We start from the raw sequence: 20932 nt of genomic DNA, 5'->3' as shown, positions 1-20932 counted from the left end.
TTCGCCGGGCCTGCGGCATACGGTGATTTTCCGGCCACTCTGCGGCGTAGGCTTCTCCAGAGCATTCGGGCACTCGATCGCCCCCGGTGAACGGAGAAGACCATGCGAAAGATCGCTCTCCACTACCCGGAACTGACTCCGCGCTGGGGGATGTTGCTGCCCGCGGCACTCTTCTATCCGAAGATCGCCCTGATGCGGCCTCGCGATTTCACGATCTACGAGGACTCCGAAGTCACCGAACTGCGCAATGAACTCGACCTGATCGTCGATGTCGATCCGCGCGCGGCGGCGCAGGCGATCGCACCAAAGTTCGTTGAGGCCATCGAGCGGTACACCGGACGCGAGCATCCCTATGTCCAAGGCCGACACACATCGGTGCACTGGGCACCTTCCGAGACCACGCTGCGCTCGGCCAAAATCATCGTGGATTCCGAAATCCACCATGAAAAGCTCGACAGCACGGTTGAGGAAGCCTTCAAAGCGCTCGGACTGGCCAAGGAAACGAATGACCCGCTGGCGCCCTGGTTGCTGGTGGAACGCGGCGTCGCCAACGTCTATCTCTGCGTGCTGGCCGAAGAACTTGCCCGGCAGAACCACATGCAGGCCGTCACCAACCATGAGTGGGACTTCGGATACGTCTGCGATTGGACATCCGATGCGATCGTCGCCGCGCTCATGCAGCACGGCCGCAGTCCCGGGCTCCCGAACACCAGCTCGTCAGCGCTGTACAACGGCATCGGACTGCTCGCCGTGCGCGTTTTCCTCCCCGACAACGCGCATGAGGTCCCCGCAAAGAAAGTCGTCGAGATCCGCGAGCGCTACCACGCGGAGTTCCTGGCGTTCCTGGACGAGATCGAAGCAGCCGCCGCCGACCTCAGCGCCGCACTCGCCGACATCGCCGAGGCGTCAGTCCTCGAAGCGTATGTGAAATCCGAGGTGGAGAACCGGTTCGTCAAACGCGCGGAGGACCTGGAGAAGGCTCTTCGCGGCCTGAACATCGCGACAGCTTCCACCACCGTCACCACCAAGTTCGAGGTCCCCGCGCTGCTGAGCGTCACGGCGGCAGGCGTCATGGCGCACCAGCCCCTGGTGGCGGGGTCAAGCGCGGTCGCCGCCGGCCTGCTTGGCGTGTATACGCGGATGCGGGAGCAGCGCAAGGAAATCCTGGCGCCATCGGGCGCAACATACCTGTACGACATGCGGCGCGCTCTCACGCCACCGAGCCACTTGGCCAAGGTCGCCCAAAAAATCAGCCGTATCGGCACGGGGAAGGATTCCGGCAACTGATCCCACGGCCGCCCCGGGCACACTCACCACCCGAAGCGGCCGCAATCTCAGTTCAGCAACCCACTACTCGCTCACAGCTTCGAAAGATCCACCGCCCCCGCCATCACCTGGTACCCCGCCGCGCTCGGGTGCAGGTGGTCGCCGCTGTCGTAGGCGGCCAGCAGGGCCGGCGGGTTGGCGGGGTCGCGTACGGCGGCGTCGAAGTCGACGTAGCCGTCGAAGACGCCGCCGCTTGACCGTACGAAGGTGTTCACCGCCTGGCGTTGTGCCTCGTAGGCGCTGGTCCAGGCGCTGTAGCCCTCGAAGGGGGTTACTGTGCCGCCGAGGACTGTGATGCCTTCGGCGTGTGCCTCTGCCGCTATCTGCTTCAGGCCGGTGATCACCGCGTCGGCGGAGGTGCCGGACTTGATGTCGTTGACGCCTTCCAGGATGATCAGTGTCCTGACATTGCTTTGGCTCAGTACGTCGCGGTCCAGGCGGCTCACCGCGCTAATGCCGCCGTTGCCGGTGCCCTGGATGCCGGTGAAGTCGTCGCTCACCACGCGGTTGGCGCTGATGCCCTCGTCGATCACGCCGCGGTGTGGGTCCGAGCTCGCGCTCAGGCGGCGCCACAGGTCGTTCGGCCAGCGGTCGTTGCCGTTGTACGTGGAGCCGACGCCGTCGGTGATCGAGTCGCCGAGTGCCACGACCGTGCCGACCGGCGGGCCGCTGGGTACGACGTCCACGCCGGACAGCAGCGTCCAGAAGCTGAAGGTGTTGTTCACCGGGTAGTTGCTCACGTCAGTGGTCTGATCCCCTGCTTCGTCAGCGGTCGAATACATGTCCTGCGTGCCGAGGCTGTGCACGGACTCCAGCTGCACCGTGCCCGGGAAGTACACGCTGACCAGCAGGTTCGCGTCCGGCGGGACGGTGAACGGCACCGCGTCGCTGATCGCCTGGCCGCCGCCCGGGATCGTCGTGGCCTGATTCCCGTTGAACGTCAGCGTGGCCGGCGTGCCGGTCGCCACCGAGGTGCTGCTCTGCACCGCGACCGTCACGTGCCCGACGTTCACCGGCGCGCCGACGAATGCGTTGTCCAGCCGCACCCGCACCTGCGAGCCGCCGACGCTGGAGTGCTCGACCATCCGCAGCGTCCGGTCGGTCCACGGTCCCGGCACCAGCCCGTCGTCGGCGGCCGCGGCCCAGCTCCCGCTCCAGGCTCCGGCCGACGCCCGCAGGCCGAGCGCGAAGATGTGCAGCTCGTTGCCGGCCGGTGGCGACGCCAAGGTCGGCAGCGTCAGTGAGGCCAGCGTCTTGCCCGGCGCCAGCGGCACGGACTCCACGTACAGCTTCGCCGACGCCGCCGCCTGGCCGCCGGCCTGGTTCCAGTGCGGCAGCGAGACGGCCATCGTGTCCGTCGCCCCGACGATCCAGTCCGGCGTGCCGATCGTGTAGCCCTGCGTGCTGCCGTCGCTGTACGTCAGCGTCCCGGACCCGGACGCGGCACCGTCGGTGCTCGTCGCCAGGAAACTCAGGGCACTGCCGGCGGCCGAATAAGAGATCTGCTGCCCGTTGGCCACCACGTTGTCCGGCTTCCCGGCCGCGACCTGCGGCAACGCCAACCGCGCAGCGCCGGCGACCACCTGCGCTCCGGGCAGCCAGCCCGCGGCGATGAGGTCCTGCTGCGAGAAGCTGTTGCCCGAGCCGTCCAGATTCGCCCCGGTGACGCTGCCGTCGTCGCTGATCCCGACGTTGTCGAACGCCGACGCCAGAGAAGCCACCGGCGCGGCCGGCCCGAACGCCGCGGCGAACACGTGCATCGCCGCGCCGCTACCGCCGGTCGCGTTCGGCAGCGTCACCGACGCCACCGCCTTGCCCGCCACCAGCGGCACCGAGGTCAGGAACAGGCTCACCTGGTGCACCTGCCGGCCGCCGGTCGAGTTCCGGTACGGCGACACCGCCGCGATCGCGACGGTCCCGGCCCACCAGTCCGGCACGGACATCGCAAAGCTCTGCGTCGACCCGTCGGCGTACGTCACCGTCCCAGTCCCGCTCGTGGTCCCGTCGGTACTGGTCGCCACCAGATCCAACGCACCGCCGGACCCGACGTCAGCGAACGTCTGCCCGGCGGCAACCGTGTTGTCGGCCTGACCAGGCGCGATCTGCGGCACGCGCACGGTCGCGCCGTCGGCCAGCGTGTACGCCGCACCCGGCGACCAGCCGTCGGCAGCCAGCGCCTCGGCGGAGAAGCTGGACCCGCCGCCGTCCAGATTCGCCGCCGACTGCGCGGCGTCGTCGCTGATCCCGGCGTTGTTGAAGGTCGCCGCCAATCCGTTCGAGCTCGCGTGCGATGTCGCGGACGCGGCACGCGCCGTGCCGTGCATGAGGCCTGCGAAACACAGGCACGAGGCGAACAGGAGCACTGCGGGCCGGCGCAGCCGGTCCCGGACGAAGGGAACGTTCACACCCCGAAGTGTCGAATTCCCCTGACATGCTGTCAATGGCCTGCTATCGAGCGAGGGAACGTTACCGCTGAAGGGAATCCGGGATCGCGGCCAGCAAAGCGACGAGCGAACCATCCCCGACCGCCGCCAGATCCGAGGCTGCCTGCGCACGCTCCCAAGGCTCCGCGTCCCGCGCCAGAACGGCGATCCGCTCGGACATCAAAGGGCTGATCGCCACGTCACGACCGCCACCGCCGGCCATCACATCCGCGGCGACCCCGTGCACCGCGCCCAGAAAACCAAGCCCGTGCACCGTCAACTCGATCGTCGCGCACGCCCGCAAAGCGCCCCAATCACCGGCCACCGCAGCCGCCCCGGCGACCCGTGCCGCCTCCCGCGCATCGTTCAAACACCGGTACCCGACATCGACGCCGAGAACCAGAACCGTCCGATGAACAGCCACCGGCGCCCGCAACCGAGGGTCGCCCAGCGCGATCTCCTCCAGCGCATCATCAATATCCTGCGACCGGATTCCGCTTACACCAGCGTCATAAATCGCCCTGGACTCCTCCCACGACGCCGCCGCAAGCCACTCCCCCACCGCGTCGATGTCCCGATCCGACAGCGACGCCCACGAAGGAAGGCCCGTCTGCGTCAGGGCGAACCACGTCCGCCCGACCAGGTCCGGCTCGACCCGCACCCGATTGCGAACCAGCACTCTGATCTGACCGCGCACCGACGACACCGGGCAGTCCAGGAGCCCCACGGCCAGCCGCATCCCGTGCTCGACTTCCCCGTGCAGCGCCTGATACCAGGCATACGCCAGCGTGATCAGCGCCCGCGAACCCTCGTCGGCCAGCCCGGCGATCGCCTCCTCCCACAGCGCCGGCACGTCGGCGACCTGGCCGGCAGCGGCCATCTCGTTCGCCCGATCACCCAAAGACGCTGCCAACGAACGCATAGCGTCGCGGCCCGCGGCCGGGACATCCGCCACTTTCTCCACCTTCTGATATCAAGACTCTGTCAAGGCCGGTCTAGGTACAAACTATCGTATGTTTCTCCTTGTCACTACGTACAGCCAGATATATACAGAACACATCGAGCACGATCGAAGACGGTGATCCCGGTTCGTGCTCCCGTCACCTTCCCCCCACCTCTGGAGGTCTCGCATGCCCAAAACCGAACTCCTCGACACCGACAGCGTCGTCAGCAGCTGGCTGAGCTCGGGCGACGACGAGAGCCCGGCCGGCCCCCTGTTCACCGGCGGCAAGTACGCCGAGGCCGACATCATCGGCGCGATCATCCGCGAGACCCGGGGCACGTGCAGCTCCTGCACCGCCTCGCGCGGCGGCGAGTGCTGCTGAACCGCAGGTGACCTCCCGTTTCTCCGGTGAGTTCGCCGGAGCACTGGGCTGCCTGGCCGCGCCGGTCACGGCCGGCCTGGCGGCCCGGCTCGCCGCCGTCGAGGCCCTGGGCGGGCCCGAGCGCGCGGCGATCGCCGAGGCCGCCGAGCGCGCCGTTCTGGAAACCGTCCACCGCAAGGTCAGCAGGGTTCTGCTGCTCGAACTCAACGCCGCGCGCCTGACCGGCCGGCTCACCGCCGAGGATCCCGCCGCGCGCTGGGACGAGTTCCTGGCGATGGCCGACAACACAGAGTTCTGGCACTCCCTGTCGGGCCGCTATCCCACGCTCCAGCAGCGCCTGGACGCCGTCATGCAGCGCCGCGCCGACGCCGCCTTGGCGCTGGCCCGCCGCTTCGCCACCGATCGCAGCACCCTGACGGAGCTGACCGGCATCGACCCCGGAGAACTCCGGCACGTCGAGTTCGGCGCCGGCGACAGCCACCGGGGCGGACAGTCGGTCGCGATCCTGGAGCTGGCCGAGGCCAAGGTCGTCTACAAGCCGCGTCCCGTCGAGGTCGACAAAGCCCTGACACGGCTGCTCGAAACCGTGCTCCCCGACGTCCCGGCCGCCACGCGCATCCGCGTACCGGCCGTCATAGCCCGCGACGGCTACGGCTGGAGCGAGTTCATCGAGCACCGCTACTGCGACTCCGACGCCGAGCTGACCGCCTTCTACCGCGGCGTCGGCCACTGGCTGGCCGTGATGCGCCTGCTCGGCGGCAGCGACCTGCACACCGAGAACGTCATCGCGCACGGCCCGGTCCCGGTCGTCGTGGACTGCGAAACCCTGTTCAGCACCATCCCCGAAGGCCCGCCCTCGGGCCTGGGCCACGCCGTCGACACCGCCGCCAAGCTGGTCGACGAGACCGTGTTGCGGGTCGGCATGCTCCCGAACCGCGGTGCGGCCCTGGGCTGGCGCGGCGTGGACTCCTCCTCCGTCGGCGCGCTCCCGGACGAGCAGCCCTCCGGCCAGGTCCCGGTCATCGTCGACGCCGGCACCGACCACGCCCGCCTGGGCTTCGCCGAGGCCACACCCCAACCCGCCGCGAGTCTGCCGAGCCCGAAGCCGGCGCTGGCCGAGTACTGGGAGACCGTCGCCGCGGGATTCGAAGAAGGCTGCGACGCGCTGGCCGACGCCGACCAGGCCGGCGTCCTGGAACCGGCGATGGCGGCGTTCGGAGACTGCCAGATCCGCATGGTGCTGCGCGCCACGGACGTCTACGAAGAAGTCGCCCGCATGCTCTGGCACCCGGTCTCGCTGCACGACGAGCCCGCGGCCGTGCACCGCGCCACCGACCTGTTCGTCCAGATGGCCCAGCAGTCCTCGGCGGCGCCGGGCGAACCGGACGTCGTCGCGGCGGAGATCGCCGACCTGCTGACCGGCGACATCCCCTACTTCGGCACCACGCCCCGCACCGGCCGGCTCACCGGCCCCGGCGGCACGCACTGGCTGCCCGAACAGGACCTGGTCGCCGACGCGCTGATCCGCTGGCGCGGCGCCGATCTGGACTTCGACCGCAGCATCATCCGCGCGACGCTGGTCAGCGCGTATCTGAATGCTGACTGGACGCCGAGCAAGGGCCTGCGCAAACCAACGACCGTCAGCACCGGCGGCGTCGACAGGCGTCGCAGAGCCCTGGCAGCCGAGCTGGTCCGCCAGGTCCGCGACAGCGCGACCCGCGGCACGGACGGCACGGCCACCTGGATCGCACCGGTCCTGAGCCTCACGGGCTGGGTCGTCCAGCCGCTGAGTCCTGATCTGTACAGCGGTCTGCCCGGCGTGGCGCTGCTGCTGGCCGCCTATCAGCAAGAGGCCGAGGCCGGCCGCGCCGACACCGTCGAAGGCGTCGCCACGCTCCTCGACGCGACCGTCCAGACCATCCGCCTGGCCGGCGACCACTCCGCGAAGCTGCGCGCCGACGGCATCGCCATCCGCCCCCGCGAACCCGGCGGCTGGGTCGGTCTGGGCTCGGAGCTGTGGACCTGGCTGACCCTGCGCCGCTTCGGCGCGGTCGGCGACGAGGCCCTGGACCGGGCCCGAACCCTGGCCGCCCTGGTCCCCGGCGCGATCGGCGACGCCGAGGAGTACGAACTCGTCTCCGGCCCGGCCGGCGCCATCGTCCCGCTGCTCCAGCTCACCGCCACCACCGGCGAGCAGCGCTGGACCGACATCGCCGCGCACATCGGCACGGTCCTGTGCGACGCCGCGCTGACCAAGGACGCCGGCGTGACCTGGCCGACGACCCGCTGGCCCGGCGGCCTCGGCGGCTGCGCGCACGGCGCGTCCGGCATCGGCTGGGCCCTGGCCCGCCTCGCGCTGGCCACCGGTGACGCCCGGGCGTCCGAGACGGCGCGCGCCGCGTTCGCCTTCGAGGAGTCCTGCTACGACCCGACCGTCGGCGGCTGGACCGACCTGCGCGAGATCGAGCCCGGCCTGACCGCGAACGCCTGGTGCCACGGCTCGGTCGGGATCGCCCTGACCCAGCTGGACCTGGCGCGGCGCGGCTGGCCGTCCGGCAACGTCGACAGCATCCTGACACGCGCCGCGTCCGCCGCCTACACGCACGGCATGGGCTGGAACCACACGCTGTGCCACGGCGAACTCGGTGTCTGGGAGCTGATGGACGCCGCGCTGCGGGACGGCTTCGCTCCGGACGGCGTGGACCGGAAGGGCTTCGAGGCGCACATCGTGGCCAGCCTGGAGGAGAACGGCGCGATCAGCGGCATGGCGCGCAAGGCGTTCTCCCCGGCGATGATGTCCGGGCTCGGCGGCGTGGCGTATCAGCTGCTGCGGATGGGCGCCGGCAGCGAGTTGCCGTCGGTGCTGGTGCTCGACGATCCGTTCTGACGCTTGACGGTCTCGACCTTCTCAAAGCTCTGTCGCTGAAGCAGGTAGGACCGCGCGTACCAGCCGTCGGCCGAGACCAGCTCCGCGTGCGTCCCCTGCTCGGCGACCCGGCCCTCGGCGAAGACGTAGATGTAGTCCGCGCATTCGGCGACGTTCCCCAGCCGGTGCGTGATCATCACGATCGTGCCGCCGTACTCGCGCAGCCGATGGTAGAACGCTGCTTCGGCGGCGGCGTCGAGGCTGGACGTGGGCTCGTCGGCGATCACCAGCGCCGCACGCCGGAAGAAGCCGCGGGCCAGCGCAAGCCGCTGCCACTGGCCGCCGGAGACCGACAGACCGCCGCTGAGGCTGCGCTCCAGCAGCGTGTCGTAGCCGCGCGGCAGAGCACTGATGAACTGGTGCGCGCCGGCGTGCCGGGCCGCCTCCTCGATCCGTGCCGGGTCCGGCTCCGCGGTCCACTCCCCGATGCGGATGTTCTCCCCCGCGGTGAACGGGAAGCGCGTGTGGTCCTGGTCGATGAAGGCGATCCGGGAGCGCAGCGTGTCGATGTCCATCTGCGCGCTGTCGCGGCCGTCCCAGGTGATGCGCCCCGAATCGGGCAAGTACAGCCGGCCGAGCAGCTTGGCCATCGTCGTCTTGGCCGCGCCGTTCTCCCCCACGAACGCGACCACCTGCCCGCGCCGCACCCGCAGCGAGACGCCCGCGACCGCCGGCGTCTTCGCCCCCTGATAAGCGAACACCACGTCCTCGACACGGATCTCGTCGAACTCCTCGGGCGTCGACTCGCTCCCAGCCGGCGGCAGGTGACCGGCGGCGTCGTCGCAGAACGAGCGGTAGTCCTCCAGGTACAGACCCTCGGCATACAGTTCATTGATATCCATGGCAAGTCCGAGCAGCGCCTGCTGCACCCGGCTCACGGCCAGGTACGCCGTCCCGCCGACGGCCAGCGGAATCGCCTGCCGCCACAACAGAAACGCGAGCACGGCGTAGACCACACCGGTGAAGAACCCCGCGATGGCGTTCCCCACAATCATGGACGATGTCTCCGCGCGGACCAGCTGCAACCGCTCGGCCAGGTAGGCGTCGGTGATGCGGCGGTAGCGCTCGACCAGGTACCCGGACAGCGACAGCGCGCGGACGGCGGCGGCCGACGTGGTCGTCACCGCCAGCCCGATCAACAGGTTCTGCCGGCGCCGGCCCTCGACCCAGCGCACGAAGACCTTGTAGTCCAACCGGGCCACCCGCACCGCGGCCCACCAGCGCGGCACCACCGACAGCAGAAGCAGCGGCACCAGCACGGGATGCAGCACGGCAAGCACCCCGGCCACGCCGATGAGCGTCGCAAGGCTCTGCAACACCTGCTGCGTGATGGCCAGCATGCTGCGCGCCGAGATGGAGCCGCGCTCGGCGCGCTGCGATGCGTCGACCCAGTCGGCCTTGTCGAAGGCGACGAGCTCGGCGCGCGTGCACAGCTCCTGCAGCCGGATCATCGCCCGGGCGTCCATCATCGGCCCGAGCTGCTGCGCGAACGCCTTGGCGATCGAGTCGCACAACGACCGGGAAGCAGTCAGCACCAGCACCACGAGCATCGACGGCAGTGCCGCGCGGATCCGGTCCGGGGTGGCGCCGGCGCCGAACAGCGGGGCCAGCACGTCGGTGGTGGCGTACAGGCTGAAGGCCCCGGCCAGCGAGGAAGCCGTCTGTACGACCAGCAGCGCGATCGTGCGGGCCTTGGACGCCTCGGCGGCCAGCCGGATCGAGGTCGCGATCAGCAGCGGCAGGCGGCGCGCCACGGTGCGGTAGCCGGTCCCGGCGGTGTCGGCGTAGCCGGTGTTCCAGCCGTCCGGGTCCGGCGCCATGTCGTCGATGACGGTGACGGGCACCGCGTCCACGTCGAACGCCCGGGTCATCCGCCGCCAGAGCCCGGCCCATCGAGTCATCAGATCAGTCTCGCCGACCTGCCGTCGATCGTCGAGGGCTGATAGTGCGGAACGGGCGCTCGTGCACGATCCCTGCGCGAAACTGATTGAAACTGACCCTTCCCAAACACTTGCGCACGGCGCTCGCGCTTCTTACGGTGACTCGGCGAGATCAGTCCTCTCCCTCGGAGGTGTAATGTCCCGCACCACCCCCCGCCGGCGGCTGTTCGGCGCCGTCGCCGCGACCGTGATGGTGTTCGGCGCCCTGACGGCCGCCACGCCGGCGGTCTCAGCCGCCACCGGCAGCGCCGGCAGTACTGGCAGCACCGGTAGCGCCGCCCCGACGGCCCCGCCGCCGATCAACACCCACCCCTCCTACAACGGCCTCGCGCTGACCCCGCCGATGGGCTTCAACGACTGGGCCGGCTTCGAGTGCAACAGCGACATGAACGAGACGCTGTTCACCAAGACCGCCGACCAGATCGTCAAACTGGGCCTGAACAAGCTCGGCTACGACTACGTCAACATCGACGACTGCTGGATGCAGAAGACCCGGGACGCCAACGGCAACCTCCAGGTCGACGCCACCCGCTTCCCGCACGGCCTGAAGTGGCTCGGCGACTACATCCACAGCAAGGGCCTGAAGTTCGGCATCTACGAGGACGCCGGCTACCAGACCTGCCAGGGCGCGGCCGGCAGCTACGGCCACTTCCAGCAGGACGCCGACCTCTACGCCTCCTGGGGCGTGGACTACCTCAAGCTCGACTACTGCTACCAGCCGATGGACCAGTTCCCCGGCAAGACCGCCAGCCAGGTCGCGCAGATCGTCTACACCGAGGCCAGCCAGGCGCTGCTGAACGAGCACCGGCCGATGATGTTCTCCGAGTCGGCCCCGGCCTACGCCTGCTGCTCCGGCGCGGACTTCACCAACGAGCTGACCTGGCTCTACCAGCACGGCAACCTGTGGCGCTTCGGCTCGGACATCTACGACGCCTGGCCGAGCGTGCTGGAGAACTACAGCGAGGACAACACGCCAGGCCTCGCGCAGTGGGCCGGCCCCGGGCACTGGAACGACGCGGACATGCTGGAGGTCGGCAACGGCGGGCTGAGCCCGACCGAGGAGCAGACCCAGATGACGCTGTGGGCCGAGATGGCCTCGCCGATCCTGCTGTCCACGGACCTGTCGAAGCTGACGCCGACCGAGGTCGGGATCGTGGCGAACCCCGACGTGGTGGCCGTGGACCAGGACAAGCTCGGCGCGCAGGGCACGATCGTGCAGTCGGGCACCGGATATGACGTGCTGGCCAAGCCGTTGGCGAACGGCGACGTCTCGGTCGTGTTGTTCAACAAGGGCGACACCGCGCAGACGGTGACGACCAACGCCGCGACCATCGGCCTGCGGGCCGGCGGCGCGCCGCTCCAGCTGACCGATCTGGTGAGCAAGGCCAAGAGCGCCAGCGACGGCACGATCTCCGCATCCCTGGCGCCGCACGCGACGGTCATCTACCGGGTCCATCCCCGGGGCGACAAGCACCTGCCGATCCACACCGCGGCCACGATCAGCGGTGCGCCGCTGGCCGCCGGGGTGCCGACGCCGGTGAGCGTGTCGTTCGGCAACTACGGGTACTTCGATGCGCAACAGCCCTCTGTCACGCTGAAGCTGCCGGCCGGGTGGACCGCGACGCCGTCGTCGGTGCGGTTGAAGAACGTCAAGCCGGGAACGTCGGCGACGGCCACGTTCATGGTCACCGCGAGCGCTCCGCCACCGGGGAAGGTGACGACGACGCTGAGCGCCGCGGTCGCCTACCGCGATCGCGGGACGCCTTCGGTCGACGGCGCCGACTTGTCGAACGTCACGAACACACCGTTCCCGACGTTGGCCGCGGCGTTCAACAACATAGCCGTCACTGACGAGACCAACACCGGCCCCGGGAACTTCGACGGCGACAACGACAGCTACTCGGCGCAGGCACTCGCGACCGCCGGGGCCACCCCGGGAGCCTCGGTCAAAGCCGGCGGCACGACGTTCACCTGGCCGTCGTCGGCGACCGGGACGAACGACAACGTGGCCGGCAGCGGCGTGATGGTGAACGTCACCGGACAGGGGTCGAAGCTCGGCTTCCTCGGCGCGGAGGCCGGGTTCGACACGGACACGGTCACGGTGACGTACACGGACGGCTCGTCCAGCAGCGGGAGCCTCGGCTTCCCGAACTGGTGCTGCTCGTCGCCGACCGCGTACGGGGCGACGCCGGCGATCGTCACCACGCATCGGAACACGCCGAGCGGACCGGCGAACTTCGGGATCGACTACGACGTGTTCTACAACTCGATCGCGATCGACGCCTCGAAGACGGTGAAGACGGTGACCGTGCCGAACGATCCGGCGATCCACATCTTCGCGATGACGGTTCAGCCCTAGGACCGGGCGCGCCGCCGGGTTCTCGTTGCCCGGCGGCGCTCCTGTTCACACGGATACTCGCGGTTGCGCAACGGGTTGTTGAGGATTCCTCACACTCGGGGCCTGCGGCGTTTAGCCTTCACGCCATGACCACTGCCTTTCATCGCAGAAGACTCACGGTATGGGGTGCCGGTGCCGCCGCGCTGGCGTTGACCGGCGGGGCGATCGTCGTGGCCGAGGCGGCTTCGGCCACCGGCACGTCGTCCGCCGGCACGCCAGTCACCGGCACGTCAGTCACCAGCACGTCAGCCGGCAAGGTGCTGTGGAAGCCGGACACGGCGGTCGGGCCGTCCTCGTTCGCCTCGGTGCAGTGCGCGACGGGGAACTTCAAGGTCGTCAGCGGCGGCGTGAAGGGCAAGGTCTGGCAGGCGTACCAAGCCGCCGGCCAGGAACGCTGCGAGGCGCTGGGCCCGACCCTGACCGAGGGGCAGACGTTCTACGTCGGCTGGTCGTCCAAGGTCGCCATCGCCGACAACGACGACCGCTACGTCTTCCAGCTCAAGTGCGACCCGAGCACCGGGACCGCCAATCACCCGATCGAGATCGACGCCACGAACGGCCGCGTGCGGCTGCAGGAGTGGGACCTGAACCATGTCGCGCACCCGATCTGGACCGCGCCGATCGCGAACAACCAGTGGCACTCCTACGCGTTGAAGATCCACCTGGCTCGCAGCGGCGGGACCATCGACTTCTGGTACGACGGGGCGAAGCAGACGTTCACGACAGGCTCCGGCACCTTCACCGGGACCACGTACGACGGGACCAGCGACTACCTGAAGTGGGGCTCGTACCATCCCTCGCCCGGGGCCGCGTCCGACACGTTCACCAGCCCGACGATGGCGACGACGTTGCCGTTGGCGACCGCCGGGTCGTGAGACGTGCGCCGGCGCGGACCTGTGTCGGCGCCCCTGTTCTGCCCGGATACGTTTCCGCCCACGCGCCTAACGATCTATCGCAGCTAGCTGTCTTCCGCTAGGGTCACACTCCATGGTGGACATCCGCGAGCTGGCACGCCTCAGCGGCGTCTCCCCCGCCACGGTCTCGCGCGCCCTGAACGACCGTGCCGAGGTGAGCCCGGAGACCCGGCGGCGGATCCTGGAGATGGCCGAGCGGCTAGGCTACTCGCCGAACCAGCCGGCGCGCACCCTGGTGCGGCGGCGGTCGGACATGATCGGGCTGATCTGGGACACCGGGTACACCAACCAGGACCGCAGGCATCCGTTCCTCCTGGACCTGTTCGTCGGGATTAAGCAGACGCTAGCCGAGTCCGGCTACCACCTGATGGTGCTGTCCACGGCCGGCGCGGCGAGCCCCGGCGACGTGACGCTCTACCTGCGCGCGGCGCAGCAGCACAGCCTCGCGGGCGTGATCATGATGGGCGTGGACGCCACGCACCCGGCGATCACGGCGCTGGTGGACGCCGGGACGCCGTGCGTCGGGATCGACCTGCCGCTGCACCGGAACCGGACGACGTACGTCACGTCGGACAACCGGGCCGGGGCGGCCACCGCGGTCCGGCACCTGCACGGCCTCGGCCACACCGCGATCGCCACGATCACCGGGCCGCTGAGCCTGATGCCGGCGACCGAGCGGCTGGCGGGGTACCACGCGGAGATGGCGCGGCTGGGCCTCACGCCGGACCCGCAGCACGTCGTCGATGGAGACTTCTTCCTCGCCAGCGGCTACGAGGCGGCGCGCCGGCTGATCGAGCTGCCCAAGCCGCCGACCGCGATCTTCGCCGCCGGCGACGAGATGGCGATCGGCGCGCTGCACGCGCTGGCCGACGCCGGGCTGCGGGTGCCGCAGGACATGGCGGTCGTCGGGTTCGACGACATCGAGGCCGCGGCGCTGGTGCGGCCGACGCTGACGACGGTCGCGCAGGACCGGGTGGCGCTCGGCGCGGGGGCGGTCGAGGCGTTGGTGGACGCGCTGGACGCGGATGACGGGTCGGCCAGTGCGCCTTTGCAGGTGGCTACGCGGTTGGTGGTGCGGGGGTCTTGCGGGGCCGAGGCGGAGAGGACGCCGGGGGCGCGTTAGCTGTTCTCCGGTCTCCGGTCTCCGGTCTAGGGTCTCGGGCCGCCGATCAGGCTGACGCCTGGCCGGTCCCGCCGCTCGCGCCCGGCGCCGGGGTCGCCAGACCGAGCGCCGTCCGGACCGCGATCTCGCCCTGAGCGTCGAAGGCCGCTTCGGCGTTGCGCGCGTCGTCCATGAACGACGTGACGTCCGTGTCGCTCGCGAGCTGCTCCCAGACCGCGGCCGCCTTGGTGTGGTTGGCGACGAGCGCGGCCATCGCCGGCTGCACGGGCCCCGGCCACGACGCGCCCGACAGCGCCGACACCTCGGCCTGCGCGGCGGCCACGATGTCGTTCGCACGCTGCTGGAAGACCGAGATGTCCGCCGACTCCGGCGTCGCCGCCAACTGGCCGACGGCCGTCGACAGCGGGCCGATGGCATTGAGGAAGCGCAGTTGGTCGGCGTTGTAAGTCGACGGGTCGCGGTACACCGAGTGCGTCATCGTGGCCGTGCTGAACTGCAGGAAGCATGTCACGCGGCGCTCGCCGGCGTCCCAGGCCTGCTGGTTCGGGTAAATGAACTGCAGTCTGGTGCCGGGCGGCAGCGTCACCGGGTCCGGGACGAACGAGCTGAGCAGCTGCGGGCACTGCGACAAGCTCTCGGTGCGCAGGCCGTCTATGCCGGGGAAGGTGCTCTCGGCGGCGGGGAACGAGCCGAAGGCCTCGCTGTCGTGCGCTTTCGTACAGGGGACGACGGTGAAGGTCCGGGTGTTGTTGTCGGTGGAGCCGATCGCGCCCGCCGGGAGGGTGAAGCAGTCCTTCGGGTGCAGCCCGAACACCGGGACCGTGCCCGAGCCGACGACAGTACCGTCGGCGCTCCGCTGCGCGGGGTCCGGCGTGTTGATGACGGCGACCGTGATGAGCGCACCGAGACCGACGATCCACGCGCTCGACAGCACGATCCCGCTGACCGCCAGGCGCTTGCCCTTCTGGCCGGTGCGGCGGACGGCGGCGAGCGAGACGATGCCGAAGATCAGGCCGATGATCGGGGTGACGAGGAAGAAGCCGCAGATGCCGAGCACGAACGCGGCGATCGCCAGGCCGTTGGTGCCGGTCGGCGTCTGCGGTTGGCCGTAGGGGTAGCCATAGCCATAGCCGGGTCCGTAGCCGGGTCCGTAGGGCGGAGGCGGCGGGTAGGCGTAGGGGTTCGGCGGCTGCTGGTCGTAGGGCGGCGCGGGCCACGCTTGCGCCGGGTACGGCGGCTGCGCGGGCGGCGGCGGGCTCGCCGGCGCCGGAGACTGCGCGAGCGGCGGGGACATCGGCTGCGGAGCCTCCGTCTGCGGCGGCGGGGAAACCGTCGGCGGAGTCGGCTCGACCGCTACGAACTGCGTGCCGTCAGCGGCGGCCTCGGCGGAGCGTGACGAGTCGCTCGCGTCGGGTCCTATCTCGGTGTCCATCCCCGGTTCCTCTCCCTGACCGACCGCCCGTGGGTCGGCCCAGGGAGCATACACCGCAGGTCAGGCACATGATTACCACGCTCGTCGCCCCGTGCCCGTCACGCCGCCGCGCGCTCGCGCAGCACCGCGTCCAGGTGCGCCGACCACGCCCGCACCACCTCGGCCCGCCGCGCGGAGTCGTCCGTCAGCACGTCGGCGAGCCCCAGCCCGCGCGCCAGATCGAGCGTGGCCTGCACCAGACGATGGACCGTCTCGTCCTCATCGCCGACCCCGAGCGCCTCGATCGCCATCCGGTACGCGACGCGCCCGAACTTCTGCTCCAGCGGCACCACGCGCTCACGCAGCGCCTCGTCGGCGGCGGCCGCCGTCCACACTTGCAGCGCCGCCTTGAACAGCGTGCCGGTGAAGTGCTCGACCAGCCGCGAGACCACCGCCTCGGTGGTGACGACGCTGCCGGGCGCGCTGAGCTCGGCCCGCGCCGACTCGATGCGCTCGTCGAACATGTGCTCCAACGCGGCGGTGATCAGGTCCTCGCGGGTCGGGAAGTGGTGCTGCGCCGCGCCCCGGGAGACCCCCGCGTGCTCGGCCACCACCGCCACGGTCGTCGCACTCCACCCCGTGTCCGCCAGGCACTCCACGCACGCCTCCAGCAAGCGGCGGCGGGTGGCCCGGCTTCGGTCCTGCTGAGGTTCGCGCATCGGTGGTGGTCGCCTGTCCGGTCGGGTGGGTGGCTGGTGGGTGGGTGGCTGATGGGACGCTTATTCTGCCCACCTCGGAGCCCGCCGCTGCAAGAAGGCGGTCATCCCCTCCCGCGCCTCCTCCGACGCGAACAGCCGCGCCGAAGCCGTGGCCAGCACGTCGGCATCGGCGTCGAACGCGGCCAGGACCGGGGCCGTGACCAGCTTCTTCGACTCCGCCAGCCCCTGCGGCGAGCCCTGGCGCAACGCTGCGACCAGCTCGGCGACGGCCGCCGGTACGTCCTCGGCCGCCAGCGTGACCAGGCCCAGCGCCTCGGCGCGCGCCGCGTCGAACTTCTCGCCGGTCAGGAAGTAGCGCGAGGCGGCCCGGGACGTGAGCCTGGGCAGCACCGTCAGCGAGATGATCGACGGCGCGACCCCGAGCCGCGCCTCGGTCAGCGCGAAGCTCGCCGCGGGTCCGGCCACCGCCAGGTCGCACGCCGCGACCAGGCCCATCCCGCCGGCCCGCACATGACCGTCCACCGCCGCGACGACCGGCTTCGGCAGCTCCACCAGCGCACGCAACAGCCCCGCGAGCGCCCGCGCACGTCCGGCCACCGGCCCCTCGGGATCCACCGGCTCCGACGTCGCCTCCGACAGATCGGCCCCGGCGCAGAACGTGTTGCCGGTATGCCCGAGCACGACGACCCGCACCGCCGGATCAGCCGCCGCCTCCCGCAAACCCGCGTGCAGCTCCGCCACCAAAGTCGACGACAGCGCGTTGCGGTTACCCGGCGAATCGAGCGTCAACGTCGCGACGCCACCCTCGGCCACGTACCGCACCAAAGTTTCGGTCATGCTGCCCCGGCCTCCTCGACGACTGCCAACACGGTCCCGACATCCACCTGACTGCCGACCGAAACCGGCAGCGCACTCAGCACCCCCGCGACCGGCGCGGACACCTGGTGCTCCATCTTCATCGCCTCCAGCCACAGGATCGGCTGCCCCGCCTCGACCACATCACCGACGCCCGCCACGCCAAGCCGCACCACCGATCCCGGCATCGGCGCCAACAACGATCCAGCCGCAACCGCGTCCGCCGGGTCGGTGAACGTCGGCACCAGCGTGAACGTCACCGAACCCAGCGGCGAGTCGACGACGACCGCGCCGTCGTGCCGGCCGACCCGGAAGGCGCGTCGCAAACCCCTGACGTCAAGAACGACATCGGCGGGCGTGGCCGAGACCAACCCGACCCCGTCGTATCCCGAGGCGACAAGCCCGTCGCGCCCGAAGCGATATCGCACCTCATATTCGGACGAGCCCGCAGCAAGCACCCGCCGCTGAGCCTGCGACGGCACGTTCCGCCACCCGCTCGGCAACCCGCCGAGCACCGGCGCCTCGGCCCGATGCCCCGCCGCCACCGCCAACGCCCCGGCGAGCGCCGAGATCCGCTCGGTCTCCGGCGACGCCAAAGGCGCGGCCAGCACGTCGAGCCCGTAGGTCGAGAAGAACGCCGTATCCGTGTCACCGGCGAGGAAAGCCGGGTGTCGCAGCACGTTGACCAACAGGTCCCGGTTGGTCACGACACCATGGATCTCCGACCCCGCAAGCGCCGAAGCCAACACCCGAGCCGCCTCAGCACGCCGCGGCGCCCAAGCGATCACCTTCGCCAGCATCGGGTCGTAGTACACCCCCACGACCGACCCCGACTCGACGCCGGAGTCCAGGCGCAGCAACGGTTCCGTGCGTACAGCCGTGTCCACGACCTCGAACTCGCACGACACCCCCGGCACCGCGAACCGGTGCAGCGTCCCCGAAGCCGGCTGCCAGTCCTTCGCCGGATCCTCGGCGTACAGCCGCACCTCGATCGCCGACCCGCAGGTCCCGGGCTCCCCCGACGCCGGCAACGCCTCCCCCGCCGCGATCCGCAGCTGCCAGGCGACCAGGTCGAGGCCCGTCGTCAGCTCCGTGACCGGATGTTCGACCTGCAACCGCGTGTTCATCTCCAGAAAGGCGAACGACCCGTCCGGCGCCACCAGGAACTCCACGGTCCCCGCGCCGACATACCCGATCACGGCTGCCGCGTCCCGAGCCGCCGCGAACAGTTTCTCCCGCAGCTCCGGACGCGCCTCCACGAACGGCGACGGCGCCTCCTCCACCACCTTCTGGTGCCGCCGCTGAATCGAGCACTCCCGCTCCCCCACGGCCCACACCGTGCCGTGGGCGTCAGCCAGAACCTGCACCTCGATGTGCCGCCCGGTCTCGATGTACTGCTCGCAGAACACCGTCCCGTCGCCGAACGCCGACGCCGCCTCGGCCTGCGCCGCCTCCCACTGCCCCGGCAGCTCCGCGAGGCTGCGCACCACGCGCATCCCGCGCCCGCCGCCACCGGCCGAGGCCTTGATCAGCACCGGCAGATCGGCCTCGCCGACCTCCTCCGCGCTCAGCTCCCGCAGCACCGGGACCCCGGCGGCGGCCATCATCTTCTTCGCCGCGACCTTCGATCCCATCGCGGCGATCGCCGACGGCGGCGGCCCCAGCCAGCGCAGTCCCGCGTCCACCACCGCCTGCGCGAAGTCCTCCTTCTCGGACAGGAACCCATAGCCCGGGTGGACCGCGTCCGCCCCGGCCGCCAGCGCCGCCGCGACCAGCAGATCAGAACGCAGATACGTTTCGGCGGACGTGCTACCCGGAAGCCGGACCGCGACGTCGGCCTCCCGAGCGTGCAAGGCATCCGAGTCGGCGTCGGAGAACACCGCGACCGTCCCGTACCCGAGACGCCGGCACGTCGCGAACACCCGCCGCGCGATCTCGCCGCGGTTCGCAACCAGGACGGTGTTCAGCGGTCCCGTCGTGAAGTCAGCCATAACAGAGTCCTCCCTTCTAAAGACGGAACACGCCGAACTTCTCAGTGCCCTGAACCGGCGCGTTGGCGATCACGGACAGACAGAACCCGACGATCGTCCGGGTGTCGCGCGGATCGATGACCCCGTCGTCGTACACCCGCCCGGACAGGAACAACGGCAGCGACTCGGCCTCGATCTGCGCCTCGACCAGCTCCCGCATCTGTGCGTCGGCGGTCTCGTCGAACGGCTGCCCCTTCGCCGCCGCCGAACCCCGCATCACCAGCGAGATGACGCCCGCGAGCTGCGCCGGCCCCATCACCGCCGACTTGGCGCTGGGCCAGGCGAACAGGAAGCGCGGATCGTAGGCCCGGCCGCACATCCCGTAGTGCCCGGCGCCGTAGGAGGCGCCCATCAGGATCGAGAGGTGCGGCACCGTCGAGTTCGACACCGCGTTGATCATCTGCGCGCCGTGCTTGATGATCCCCTTCTGTTCGTACTCCTTGCCGACCATGTAGCCGGTGGTGTTGTGCAGGAACAGCAGCGGGGTGTCGTACCGGTTCGCCAGCTGGATGAACTGCGTCGCCTTCTGTGCTTCCTCGCTGAACAGCACGCCGCGCGTGTTGGCCAGGATGCCGACCGGGTAGCCGTGGATCTCCGCCCACCCGGTGGCCAGGGACGAGCCGTACAGCGGCTTGAACTCGTCGAAGTCCGAGGCGTCGACGACCCGGGCGATCACCTCGCGCGGATCGAACGGCGTCTTCAGGTCCGGCGGCACGATGCCGAGCAGTTCCTCCTCCGCGAACAGCGGTGGGAGCACCGTCGCACGCGGCTCAGGACCCTGTTTCCGCCAATTCAGCCTGCTGACGATCCGCCGTCCGATCCGGATCGCGTCGTGCTCGTCGGCCGCCAGGTAGTCGGCCAGGCCCGAGGTCCGCGCGTGCATCTCGGCGCCGCCGAGCGACTCGTCGTCGGACTCCTCGCCGGTGGCCATCTTCACCAACGGCGGGCCGCCCAGGAAGACCTTGGACTGCTCCTTGATCATCACCACGTGGTCGGACATGCCGGGGATGTACGCGCCGCCGGCCGTGGAGTTGCCGAAGACGATGGCGATCGTCGGGATGCCGGCAGCCGAGGCGCGGGTGATGTCGCGGAAGGTGCGGCCGCCGGGGATGAAGACCTCTTTCTGTGTCGGCAGATCCGCGCCGCCGGACTCGACCAGCGCGATCACCGGCAGCCGGTTCTGCTCGGCGACCTCGTGCGCCCGGAACGACTTGCGCAGCGTCCAGGGGTTGGTCGCCCCGCCGCGCACCGTCGGGTCGTTGGCGACGATCAGGCACTCCACGCCGGACACCACGCCGATGCCGGTGACCAGCGCCGCGCCGACCGTGAACTCGCTGCCCCAGCCGGCCAGCGGACACAGTTCCAGGAACGGCGAGTCGGGGTCGAGCAGCAGCTCGATGCGCTCGCGGGCGAGCAGCTTGCCGCGCTCGTGGTGCCGGGCGACGTACTTCTCGCCGCCGCCGATCAGGGCCTTGGCATGCTCGGTCTCGATCTCGGCGAGCTTGGCGCGCATCGCCTCGGTGTTGGCCAGGTGCTCGGCGG

Annotated in this window: 14 protein-coding genes; 6 read left to right on the top strand and 8 right to left on the bottom strand. The window is 70.3% G+C overall.

The window, feature by feature from the left end; genetic code table 11:
- Positions 1-102 precede the first annotated feature (102 nt).
- Complete coding sequence (locus tag ABH920_RS28025; protein WP_370352140.1) at positions 103-1287, top strand: DUF6236 family protein; 1185 nt, start codon at positions 103-105, stop codon at positions 1285-1287.
- 71 nt (positions 1288-1358) lie between these two features.
- Here ABH920_RS28025 and ABH920_RS28020 read toward each other — a convergent pair whose 3' ends face one another.
- Together ABH920_RS28020 and ABH920_RS28015 are read right to left on the bottom strand one after the other, a co-directional pair.
- Positions 1359-3731, bottom strand: coding sequence for an SGNH/GDSL hydrolase family protein (locus tag ABH920_RS28020; protein ID WP_370352139.1), 2373 nt, complete (start codon positions 3729-3731; stop codon positions 1359-1361).
- A gap of 61 nt (positions 3732-3792) precedes the next feature.
- Entirely contained in the window at positions 3793-4704 is a 912-nt protein-coding gene (locus tag ABH920_RS28015; RefSeq protein WP_370352138.1) for a hypothetical protein, read from the bottom strand.
- 175 nt (positions 4705-4879) lie between these two features.
- On the opposite strand from ABH920_RS28015, the gene ABH920_RS28010 reads away from it, so the two are divergent.
- Both ABH920_RS28010 and ABH920_RS28005 read left to right on the top strand, forming a co-directional pair.
- A complete protein-coding gene (locus tag ABH920_RS28010; RefSeq protein WP_370352137.1) occupies positions 4880-5074 on the top strand; it encodes a DUF6229 family protein in 195 nt (64 codons plus the stop codon).
- A gap of 7 nt (positions 5075-5081) precedes the next feature.
- On the top strand, positions 5082-7961 hold the full coding sequence (locus ABH920_RS28005; RefSeq protein ID WP_370352136.1) for a type 2 lanthipeptide synthetase LanM family protein: 2880 nt from the start codon (positions 5082-5084) through the stop codon (positions 7959-7961).
- Here the strand turns inward: ABH920_RS28005 and ABH920_RS28000 are convergent.
- Positions 7895-9901 carry an ABC transporter ATP-binding protein gene (locus tag ABH920_RS28000; protein WP_370352135.1) on the bottom strand — a complete coding sequence of 669 codons (2007 nt, stop codon included), beginning with the start codon at positions 9899-9901 and terminating at the stop codon, positions 7895-7897. The two genes, ABH920_RS28005 and ABH920_RS28000, sit on opposite strands and share 67 nt — an antisense overlap.
- Positions 9902-10076: 175 nt before the next feature.
- Here ABH920_RS28000 and ABH920_RS27995 point away from each other — a divergent pair, with 175 nt between their 5' ends.
- The 3 genes from ABH920_RS27995 to ABH920_RS27985 all read left to right on the top strand — a co-directional run bounded on the left by ABH920_RS27995 (position 10077) and on the right by ABH920_RS27985 (position 14375).
- Positions 10077-12299 (top strand): NEW3 domain-containing protein, encoded by a 2223-nt coding sequence (locus tag ABH920_RS27995; protein ID WP_370352134.1) that lies wholly within the window; start codon positions 10077-10079, stop codon positions 12297-12299.
- A 125-nt stretch (positions 12300-12424) separates the two neighbouring features.
- Complete coding sequence (locus tag ABH920_RS27990; protein ID WP_370352133.1) at positions 12425-13213, top strand: heparin lyase I family protein; 789 nt, start codon at positions 12425-12427, stop codon at positions 13211-13213.
- Between the two features lie 112 nt (positions 13214-13325).
- Complete coding sequence (locus ABH920_RS27985) at positions 13326-14375, top strand: LacI family DNA-binding transcriptional regulator (RefSeq protein ID WP_370352132.1); 1050 nt, start codon at positions 13326-13328, stop codon at positions 14373-14375.
- Between the two features lie 46 nt (positions 14376-14421).
- Here ABH920_RS27985 and ABH920_RS27980 read toward each other — a convergent pair whose 3' ends face one another.
- From ABH920_RS27980 to ABH920_RS27960, 5 genes are all read right to left on the bottom strand, one after another.
- Positions 14422-15807, bottom strand: a complete 1386-nt coding sequence (locus tag ABH920_RS27980) for a DUF4190 domain-containing protein (protein WP_370352131.1) — start codon at positions 15805-15807, stop codon at positions 14422-14424.
- A gap of 98 nt (positions 15808-15905) precedes the next feature.
- Positions 15906-16505: a TetR/AcrR family transcriptional regulator gene (locus ABH920_RS27975; RefSeq protein WP_370352130.1), complete on the bottom strand. Its 600-nt coding sequence runs from the start codon at positions 16503-16505 to the stop codon at positions 15906-15908.
- Between the two features lie 60 nt (positions 16506-16565).
- The gene (locus ABH920_RS27970; RefSeq protein WP_370352129.1) at positions 16566-17342 is read right to left on the bottom strand and encodes an enoyl-CoA hydratase family protein; all 777 of its coding nucleotides are present in this window, start codon (positions 17340-17342) and stop codon (positions 16566-16568) included.
- Complete coding sequence (locus ABH920_RS27965; protein ID WP_370352128.1) at positions 17339-19351, bottom strand: biotin carboxylase N-terminal domain-containing protein; 2013 nt, start codon at positions 19349-19351, stop codon at positions 17339-17341. The genes ABH920_RS27970 and ABH920_RS27965 overlap by 4 nt, the downstream gene beginning before the upstream one ends.
- Positions 19352-19367: 16 nt before the next feature.
- Positions 19368-20903 (bottom strand): acyl-CoA carboxylase subunit beta, encoded by a 1536-nt coding sequence (locus tag ABH920_RS27960; RefSeq protein WP_370352220.1) that lies wholly within the window; start codon positions 20901-20903, stop codon positions 19368-19370.
- Positions 20904-20932 lie beyond the last annotated feature (29 nt).

This window comes from Catenulispora sp. EB89 (assembly GCF_041261445.1).
Taxonomy (GTDB): Bacteria; Actinomycetota; Actinomycetes; order Streptomycetales; family Catenulisporaceae; genus Catenulispora.
The sequence above is the reverse complement of the archived record's forward strand: the minus strand, read 5'-3'. Positions and strand labels throughout refer to the sequence as shown.

What these genes read in the sequence shown, in the direction of transcription:
- ABH920_RS28010 (WP_370352137.1), top strand. Translation starts at nt 4,880, where the DNA reads ATGCCCAAAACCGAACTCCTCGACACCGACAGCGTCGTCAGCAGCTGG.
- ABH920_RS27990 (WP_370352133.1), top strand. Translation starts at nt 12,425, where the DNA reads ATGACCACTGCCTTTCATCGCAGAAGACTCACGGTATGGGGTGCCGGT.
- ABH920_RS27980 (WP_370352131.1), bottom strand. Translation starts at nt 15,807, where the DNA reads ATGGACACCGAGATAGGACCCGACGCGAGCGACTCGTCACGCTCCGCC.
- ABH920_RS27965 (WP_370352128.1), bottom strand. Translation starts at nt 19,351, where the DNA reads ATGGCTGACTTCACGACGGGACCGCTGAACACCGTCCTGGTTGCGAAC.
- ABH920_RS27960 (WP_370352220.1), bottom strand. Translation starts at nt 20,903, where the DNA reads ATGCGCGCCAAGCTCGCCGAGATCGAGACCGAGCATGCCAAGGCCCTG.
- ABH920_RS27995 (WP_370352134.1), top strand. Translation starts at nt 10,077, where the DNA reads ATGTCCCGCACCACCCCCCGCCGGCGGCTGTTCGGCGCCGTCGCCGCG.
- ABH920_RS28025 (WP_370352140.1), top strand. Translation starts at nt 103, where the DNA reads ATGCGAAAGATCGCTCTCCACTACCCGGAACTGACTCCGCGCTGGGGG.
- ABH920_RS28000 (WP_370352135.1), bottom strand. Translation starts at nt 9,901, where the DNA reads ATGACTCGATGGGCCGGGCTCTGGCGGCGGATGACCCGGGCGTTCGAC.
- ABH920_RS27985 (WP_370352132.1), top strand. Translation starts at nt 13,326, where the DNA reads ATGGTGGACATCCGCGAGCTGGCACGCCTCAGCGGCGTCTCCCCCGCC.
- ABH920_RS27975 (WP_370352130.1), bottom strand. Translation starts at nt 16,505, where the DNA reads ATGCGCGAACCTCAGCAGGACCGAAGCCGGGCCACCCGCCGCCGCTTG.
- ABH920_RS27970 (WP_370352129.1), bottom strand. Translation starts at nt 17,342, where the DNA reads ATGACCGAAACTTTGGTGCGGTACGTGGCCGAGGGTGGCGTCGCGACG.